Source organism: Halobacteriovorax vibrionivorans, from assembly GCF_003346865.1.
GTDB classification, from domain to species: Bacteria; Bdellovibrionota; Bacteriovoracia; order Bacteriovoracales; family Bacteriovoracaceae; genus Halobacteriovorax_A; species Halobacteriovorax_A vibrionivorans.
Genome location: NZ_QDKL01000003.1, coordinates 783,444 through 791,820, shown reverse-complemented (window position 1 = coordinate 791,820; position 8,377 = coordinate 783,444). Strand labels below are relative to the sequence as shown.

General features: G+C 34.7%; 11 protein-coding genes. 1 reads left to right on the top strand and 10 read right to left on the bottom strand.

Annotated features, from left to right (window positions below; all coding sequences use genetic code 11):
• Positions 1–342: 342 nt before the first annotated feature.
• Positions 343–756, top strand: a complete 414-nt coding sequence (locus DAY19_RS14485; RefSeq protein ID WP_115363716.1) for a hypothetical protein — start codon at positions 343–345, stop codon at positions 754–756.
• A 381-nt stretch (positions 757–1,137) separates the two neighbouring features.
• Here the strand turns inward: DAY19_RS14485 and DAY19_RS14480 are convergent, their stop codons facing one another.
• The 10 genes from DAY19_RS14480 to DAY19_RS14435 all read right to left on the bottom strand — a co-directional run bounded on the left by DAY19_RS14480 (position 1,138) and on the right by DAY19_RS14435 (position 7,848).
• A complete protein-coding gene (locus DAY19_RS14480; RefSeq protein ID WP_115363714.1) occupies positions 1,138–2,010 on the bottom strand; it encodes a hypothetical protein in 873 nt (290 codons plus the stop codon).
• A 13-nt stretch (positions 2,011–2,023) separates the two neighbouring features.
• On the bottom strand, positions 2,024–2,209 hold the full coding sequence (locus DAY19_RS14475) for a hypothetical protein (protein WP_115363712.1): 186 nt from the start codon (positions 2,207–2,209) through the stop codon (positions 2,024–2,026).
• A gap of 170 nt (positions 2,210–2,379) precedes the next feature.
• Positions 2,380–3,495, bottom strand: coding sequence for a tyrosine-type recombinase/integrase (locus tag DAY19_RS14470; RefSeq protein WP_115363710.1), 1,116 nt, complete (start codon positions 3,493–3,495; stop codon positions 2,380–2,382).
• A 14-nt stretch (positions 3,496–3,509) separates the two neighbouring features.
• Positions 3,510–3,773, bottom strand: a complete 264-nt coding sequence (locus DAY19_RS14465; RefSeq protein WP_158536925.1) for a helix-turn-helix domain-containing protein — start codon at positions 3,771–3,773, stop codon at positions 3,510–3,512.
• A 12-nt stretch (positions 3,774–3,785) separates the two neighbouring features.
• A complete protein-coding gene (locus tag DAY19_RS14460) occupies positions 3,786–3,989 on the bottom strand; it encodes a helix-turn-helix domain-containing protein (RefSeq protein ID WP_115363706.1) in 204 nt (67 codons plus the stop codon).
• Positions 3,982–4,341 carry a hypothetical protein gene (locus DAY19_RS14455; RefSeq protein WP_115363704.1) on the bottom strand — a complete coding sequence of 120 codons (360 nt, stop codon included), beginning with the start codon at positions 4,339–4,341 and terminating at the stop codon, positions 3,982–3,984. The genes DAY19_RS14460 and DAY19_RS14455 overlap by 8 nt, the downstream gene beginning before the upstream one ends.
• A gap of 185 nt (positions 4,342–4,526) precedes the next feature.
• Positions 4,527–5,249 carry a hypothetical protein gene (locus tag DAY19_RS14450; RefSeq protein ID WP_115363702.1) on the bottom strand — a complete coding sequence of 241 codons (723 nt, stop codon included), beginning with the start codon at positions 5,247–5,249 and terminating at the stop codon, positions 4,527–4,529.
• Between the two features lie 9 nt (positions 5,250–5,258).
• Entirely contained in the window at positions 5,259–6,677 is a 1,419-nt protein-coding gene (locus DAY19_RS14445) for a type IV secretory system conjugative DNA transfer family protein (protein ID WP_115363700.1), read from the bottom strand.
• A gap of 54 nt (positions 6,678–6,731) precedes the next feature.
• Positions 6,732–7,292, bottom strand: a complete 561-nt coding sequence (locus DAY19_RS14440) for a hypothetical protein (protein ID WP_115363698.1) — start codon at positions 7,290–7,292, stop codon at positions 6,732–6,734.
• On the bottom strand, positions 7,282–7,848 hold the full coding sequence (locus DAY19_RS14435) for an RNA polymerase sigma factor (RefSeq protein ID WP_133296987.1): 567 nt from the start codon (positions 7,846–7,848) through the stop codon (positions 7,282–7,284). Before DAY19_RS14435 ends, DAY19_RS14440 begins: the two co-directional genes overlap by 11 nt.
• Positions 7,849–8,377: the final 529 nt, after the last annotated feature.

The window sequence follows — 8,377 nt, the reverse complement described above, 5'->3', positions numbered from 1 at the left end:
ACGCAAGGTCAACGAAAAGTGACCTGGAGCTAAATATTGAAAAGGGGATTTGTTAATATTTTCTGCAAAAATGATACATCGGGGCTTATATGGAAAAAACAGGCTAGCTTTTGATGTTATTTTTTGTAAACCAGACCCTGAAATACTCTGTTTTGCTGACATATATTGCTATTCAGTACAGGGAGAACTTAAGAATTTAGATAATGAGTCTATTTTCAAAAGGCTTTTCGAATTAGTCATAAAATAAAGCACCTAAAACAATTATAAAGTAGTTGCTGTGCACAATAATTGACCAATTAATCTTAATTTCTGATAATAGTTTAAATATTCTTAGGGGGAAAAATGAAAACTATTTTAGTATTACTCATGGCCACTGCAATATATGCATGTCCACAATTTGAATCTCAATATCACTGCGAGAATAACTTTGCCGACTTTAATGTAAACATTGAGGAAGTTATCGTTGACGGTACTCATGCATTCGATGTTCACTTCTCATTTTATACTGATCGAGTTTTCACTGATGGACTAAAGAGAGAATTTTTAACGAATAACTATGTTAATGCTTACACTATGGGAAGTTGTTCTCAGGATACTCTTAGTGAGGTCTTCGCTGGAAAATATAAGAATAAGTATTTTATTGAGATCGTAAGAGATTATATAAAAACTGAAGACGGACTTAAAATTGTAGTTACAAATCTTAAAGATAATGAGCTTATATCAGAAAAAAAGTTTCACTGTCTAACAGTAAAGTAAAAGCGTCAAAAAGCGCTACTAAACACAAACATAAAAAGTTCCAGATGCTTTTCTTAATACAAGATCAACGGAAAGTGACCTAGAGCCATATATTAAAGCGAAATTGTTTTTTGGGAAGTTAGTTAAGAATGTTGGCAAGTTTGCATGGGAGTCGCTCTCGGCCATCCATGGCCTCCGCGACATACCTACATCCTGTAGGCAACCGCCAAGAGCAATTAGATCGCTTACTAATATCCATAAAAACAAAAAAGCCCACTCGTTGAGTGGGCTTTTTTATTTTGGTGGATTTATCTTGGTTTAAGTTAATCCAACAAGTTAAGTAAGGATCATTAACAACAGAGCGAACGTGAGTCACGTCCGGTCATATTGAGAAGAAAAAAGCTATGTATCCTTGTTAAATGCATTTTTTATTGCTTGAGCAACGTTTACTTCTGGCGTTGCTGAGCTCTTTGCTTTGTTAAGCTCTTTTTTTAATTTTTTAAAAGTATCTGAATCAAAGTCTGTGAACTTTTTAGATAAACCAAATACTTTATTTTCAACTATTGTAAAGATATCAGAACTTATTTTTTTTATCTCTACGGAAGAATAGTCTTTTGTTCCAACTCTTCCGTATAGACTCGCAAGTTTCCATGCAAGTTTATCTGAAAATTCACCACTTAATTGGAACTCTGCTAGATCTAAAATAGACTCATAATGAGTGACCTTGACTGGCAGTATCTTTGTTAAGTTTGCAAAAAAGTATTGCTTTTTACTTTTAGGGGGGAGAGAAACGAAGAATGCCCAAGGATGGTTATTTTGCAACAATCTTTCGACCTCCTTCTCAATTGTAACTAAGGCTCTTTCTTTAGAAAAAATATCTACATTAAAGGTACTAGATAGACCGTCGATGTAATCATCTAGATCAATTATGAAGTCATCCTTATTTATTGTTGTAAATCGATCTATAAATTTATCAATAGGCTCAAGCAAACAGAATGTTAAGTGTGGTACCTTTGTGGTTCTATATTTATACTTTTGCGGGAAAGGGCCTTTGTCTAGCTTTCCACCTTTCTTTTCAAACACAAGGTCATTAACTAGGTCACATGATTGTGTAAGTAAAACTGCATATTTTATATTTTTAAAATTAACTTCTGGATAGATTGTTCTAATCGCTCTTTTTCTACCATTTATCTCTAATCTCAGCTTTGAAATTTCAAATATAGTACCCTGTGATAAGTTGTACTTTTCAACCTTTTTTAGTTTATGAGCTTGCATGATCTTGCTCTATTTAAGAATTTATTTGCTGAGCAATTGTATTGATAAATGATTGTTTTTGTTTTTTTGAAAAACTTTGAGTTTCGTTACTGGAAGCTTTTACAAGAATCTTTAAAACATCATTTAAAGCTTCATTATTATGAAACTTCTTAGACTTAGATGCATTTTTTGACTTGTTTTTAACAGACTTTGTCGCCATTTAAACCTCACTGTTTATTAACCTATCGGATTTTCAATAAGTTAACTTTAATTAGTATAGCAGAAATTGACAAAATGGCAATTTCTACATGTAAGTGCTTGAAAATATAAAATGACAGGAAAGAGATTCTTCTCCTTCCTGTATATTTAACCTATTTTAATGAAAGGACGTTAGTTTTTAATCCCTTTTTTAGGAGTCACCCTGAAGTCGTCTGTCACTCCCTTCACATCAACACCCGCCATACGGACGTAGATTTGAAAGGTCTTAAAATCTGACCAGCCTCCCATTTTCATAACCTGAGTAGGTTCAGCTCCAGAGGCCAATACGTGAGTCGCAAAGCAAGCTCTTAGAGTGTGAAAAGTGATGTGCTTTTCAATTCCAATGCGATGTAGGAAGTCTCTTATAACTTTGCCTGCGTTTCCACATCTCCAGCCCGCAGCTCGTGGGAGAACATTTTCAGAATTTGGATCAAGCTTTCTTATCTTTAGAAGGACTTCTTTTAAGTCTTCTGAGATATGTGCGTTTCTCCATTCTGAGTTCTTGGTCGATTTCACACCCTTGATTCGTGAGCTATAGGATTTTGTGATTCGGATAATGTTGTTATCGAAATCAACGTCCTCCCATGTAAGGGCGTATAATTCACCTGATCGCATTCCGGTGAGGAGAGCAACCGCCCAAATGTGACGCCAAGGGTGTTTTCTTATCTCTGCTTCATAAAGAAGTTTTCTAACTTCCTCAAGGGTGAGGATAGGTTTGTACTTATTTTTTTCACTTTCGATAACCAGTCCGTGAACTGGGCTTTTTACAACGTCGGTGATTAAGCCTTCTTCAACTCCCCAAGTCCAAATCTTATTAATCGATCCTTTGATCGCTTTGATTCGACTGAGGCTGTAATTTTCAGAGATAAGATTATTAATGACATAACGGCCATCAGCTCGTCCTAAGTCTTTAATACGTTTATCAAGCCAAGTGTCTGTGTGAATGTAGAGAGTGTTGACGTGATGGATAATTACTGGCCTTGTATATTTCTTTCCGGCCAGTCCATTTCGTGCACTCATTTCCCAGCGATGGGCCAACTCTTTCCAAGTTATGCCTTTCGCCTCGATACTCGCTACAAGTTCAAACACTCGCTTGGTTAGCTTTTTTTCTTCTCGTCTTGCCTGAGCTAATGATTCGATTCCTGCTTTTGATCGCTGGACTCTGACGGTGCAATCCTTACTGCTTCGTTCTTGAATATAAACTCTGTAATAAGTCTTGCCGTCTTTTTCATAACTAGTAATTGCCATATATACCTCCGTTTTTAATAAAAAGAGGTATCCAGTGCTTGATCTAGTTCTACTTTGCGAAAGTAAAGACGACGATGAAATTTACGGGCCCGTAATTGTCCACGGCACACCATCTGTCTAATCGCATCTTTTGACTTTCTTAAGTAGTAAGCTGCTTCGGCCGTTGTTAACCATTCTAAATTGTCAAAGAGCATGGTTGATAGGGGATTATCCCTATCAACTTGCTCAGTATAGCGTTTATAATTATCTTTGTAACCAGCATATTCAAAACTATCCATCATACCCCCTAACTACTTTAAATCTTTCTTTTGTTTCGTTTTACTTTGAAAGTATTCGATGACTTCCTCATAATTAAAGCGGTTATGCTTGCCAAGTTTCACATAAGGAATGTCACTCTTACTTACCCAATAGTAGATTGTATTAATAGGAACACCTAACTTTACTGCCAGCTCTTTACTATTTAACAACGTCACTTCTTTGCCAGAGTTAAGCATCAACAGAAGCTCCCCATGATGTATTACAATATTCTTTCTTAGAAAATTTCATTGAGACACTTAACAGAAGATCATCCAATGATTGATCTTTCCAATTCATATGTTCAAACCATTTAATATTTTTCGGGTGGATATTCGTTAAGAACTTCTCCTTAATTGCTGTTGCAAAGTGCTCAAAGTGATTCGATACTGATCGACCTGTGTAGTTTTCAGCATCGGGGCCAGATAGTACGACGTGATAATGACTAGTATTGTTAAGCTCGAATATTTTGCATGTGCAGGTTGCATTTTGTGCTCGTCCTTTTGTTGTGAATTGCTCTTCTACGATTAGTTTCTTATTTTGTTTTTTCATTTTTTCTCCATGATTCGCGTTTGGAGTCTCGACTTGGTGACCTCTTCCTTCAAGTTTACGTAGTGAGGGAGAGGTCAACAATCGAGACGAAAATAAGCGAATAATTTTAATGTGTTAAATAGGTTTGGAAAAATGCCCTCGACTATATTGGAAGAGCATTACCCATACATTACCTTGAAGCTACCTCATGCTGTTCCAAATAATTCTTTAAGCGTTGTGACCTTATCTTTAAAAAGAACAGGGGAATTCATAATCTCTACTTTGCCTTTGGCCATATCCTTCATGTACATAATGAGGATCTTCTCTTTAGATATTTCTTCTCCTAGTTCATTTAAATACTTTTGGTAGGCATTTAAGATGGACTTCTTATCAGTAATATATAGAACTTGATTAACCAATTTAGAGGATGAGTAGGTTCTAATAATTTCCTTCACTCGATCACTGCTTTTTTGTGTTAACTCAACTTCAATTGCAATATTGAATGATCTTCCAAGTTTTCCTATTAAGAGACTATCGGGAACTCTTTCTAGCAAAGGAAACTTCTCTCTTGTTTGAAAATCAAGGAAGACTTCTTCAATAAAGGGATATGTATTAAACTCTCTTGTGATACTTGTCACAATTGAATCGTGAAACCTGATGTCACGATTTATATTAAGTGTAGATATATTTTTTCCAAGGGCCTTGATAGCTGAAGGCATGAGGTAGATATATTTCTTATTCGTCCAAGTATTAATAAAGCTATCAATAAGAAGATTCTTTTCTAACTTTGAAATAATCTTATAAAAGCCAGAAAGACTTCCGTTGTACTCAGCTTCTTCTTTTAAATCCTTAATACTAAGTATTTTCCACTTCGTTAGAGGATAGAGAACTTCAAAGTAGCTTGGGTTTATATTTTCTAAGTAATTCATAAGTAGCCTTTAGTTAAAGATTGCTCCTGCAAGTTGTGCCTGATCTTTTGTGTCAGGGACTCTTGCTTGAGCTTTAAAGTAGCGAACATTAATTAGATCAATCCTTTTTGGTATTCTTTGAAATAGGACACATTGTCCAACTCTTAGATTTCTTAAAATATTACTATGAACAATAAATTCTTCGACTTCTCTAACTGATCCAGTATTCTGCCGTTGATCATTTTCAACGACGTGAGTTAGTTTATCTTTTCTGATTGTTCCAAAAATACGAGCAAAGAACTCTGTATGAGTAGGGACGACCTGATTAAAGACAAAGATATTATTGGTATTTTCAAATATCTGGGCCGTTAGAATAGGTGATATACGATCAATATCAGCAGGGCCTTGAGTCGCATAAGTAATTTCCATACCAGCTTGGCGACACTTATTCTGTAGATCAATAAAGCCTTCATGTATTGTGCTAGAAAGTTCATCAAAGACAATTGACATTGGATTCCTAAGAGGATCTTTTAGCCCTCTAACCTTATTAGTAAGTGAGTCCTTAGCATGAGTTAAGAGTGCACCAAAGAAGACTTTATTTAAGATATGTCCACTTGAGCTATGTCCCATAGAAGAAATTCCAATATAGATACAAGCATTCTCTACACGAAGCTTATTAAATGTTAGGACATCACTTGATTCATTATTTAAAAGCTCGCCATAAGGTGAGTTATTAATCTTTGTTAATTGATTAATGAGCCCTTTGATATTCTTCTTGTTTTGGTGCTTATTTAACTCAATAACGATGTTCTTAAAAGTTATCGTCGTTTGTGATTTATAAAGAGCTTGCAGGACGTGATCAAGTGCCTCAATTGATTCATTCTTGTAAAATGGTTCTGACCAATCAAGTGCATTGATAATCCTGTCGCTGATGTCATCAAGACTGCCATCAAGTAGGGGATTAAAATAAGACGTCTCATCAGAGATATCTGTGAAGAGATAGAGCTTCTTATCTTGATTTGCACACATATTTCTAAAGTCTCGAATAGATTCAATACTGGCCTTAGGATCAAAGTAAGTGACTGGCTTGCCCGTGGTCAATGCATGATCAATTAATAATTGTAAACATACAGTCTTCCCTGAACCTGTAGAGCCAATTACAGCGGTATGCTTTCCTGTATTAATGTCATTAAGAGGGTAGAGTCTTCTATTATTTATCGAATACCCTAGAAATCTTGAATCATCGGTTGATTTCTTCTTTTTGAGATGTTTTTGATTAATGGGGTTTGATAGGTTGTGACCTAGATACTTTACTCTAATAAATTTAACGGCTTCATTAACTAAAAACGTCATGAGCTTTGTTAATTGTTCAACAAGTATCACCAAAATATCGGCTAATGGCGATACTAGATCAAGTCCTGAATCGTTATTGTTGGAATTTTTAGACAAAGATATCCCTCCTAGTAGAAACTAAGTTTTATTCTGCAAGTTAAATGATTTGATTTACTTTAGTGCTTTAAGCTTTCTCTTATAGTCTTTAATCGATCCCTCAATGTTCTTTGTGACAAGCACCATTAATACTAAAATATAAATAATGCCAGCAACTCTAAAGCCTAAGTGTTCTTCATTAAGCATAAAGACGATGTTGTTTATAACGATTCCTAGAAGTATAGGGTAGAAGAGATAGCGAGAGATTCTAAGCTGTCTTATCCACTCTTTAAGCATTAGTCTTCTCTGGTTTAAGTAGTCATCTAGTGTATTACCGATATCTTGTTTCTTTAACTTTTCTTGAAATCTTATTTCCATTGCTGAAATTAGAGCCACAACAAGTAGTACGGAAACAATTAAAATCGCTTCTAATGTATTCTTGGCAATTAGTATGAAAAAGAATGAGAAACCAACTAATGCTAGAAATCTTAAAATAATAATGTATTTAGACGATTTCTTTCTCTTCTCTTCTTTTTTTACTAAATCATTCAGCATTTCTTCATTGATATTAAGTTCATCTACGTGATTTCTTTCAAAAATATCAATTATGTCATCAAAGCTTTTATTAGTTTTCATCTTCATTTCCTTTTAAAAACTTTTGAACTTCTTTTCTTAGCTTACTTACTGTGTTTGCGATACTTGTTGATTTCATTCCAACAATATCTCCGATCTTCTCGTACTCTTCTCTTAATAGGACTAGATTCATGATTTCTTGATCTCTTGTTGAAAAATTATCAAACATAAACTTTTGAACTGATTTTATTAAGTACTTATCTTCATTATCGACATGCTTGTTCTTTATGAGATGTGTGTCTTCATTAAATTCATCAAAATCTGGAATGGAGGCCTCTTCACGTCGATAAGTACTAATTGCTCTACTGACTACCGTTTTAACCCATCCATTAGGTGATCTAATCTCATTGTTCCAAAAGCGATCGTTTGTAGCTAAAACCTTTAACATGATAGACTGATGAAGGTCTCTTCTCTTCTCTGGATCGTATTCGGAATTATAACAACGATAAGAGATCCATCTGGAGTTCTCTATCATCGCTTTAGTCAAATCCTCATGAACCGGTAATGTCATCTCATCTCCAATAGGTGGTGCTAAGTATATAGACGCAGAAAATCTCATTATATCATCGAAAAGTTACAGAAAACTTTGAATATCTAAGAATATCAATAAGAAGACGCTTGGCGTATTTTATGGAAATAGCTCGTTTGAAAAAATATATAACTCTTTTCTATAGGGTACTTGAAGCTATCGGTCGTAAGGTATTCATATCATTTATCTATTATATTGAGGTGTGTGCATCTGCCCGAAATTATGACGGAGTTTGTTTAAGTTTACTCAACTTTAGGACGAATAGAGCACTACAGAAAAGGAAATTAGAATATGAGACCCCATCCAAGTCCGATAAATGATTTATTGTATAACCCTGATGGTTCAGTTGCCCTCTTGATAGATTTTTTAATTCTATTTGTTATAACACTTCTATATTTTGGACTAGAGTGGCTTTTGGATAAGTTCGAGCAGTTAAATCTTAGATTTAGGTGGATACTATGTATTCCAACTTTTGTTGTGCTAATGATCGCTTCTGGAATGTCTATAAATTTATTCACAAGAGTAAGTCTTTTACTAATATTTAGAGCATTTGAAAATG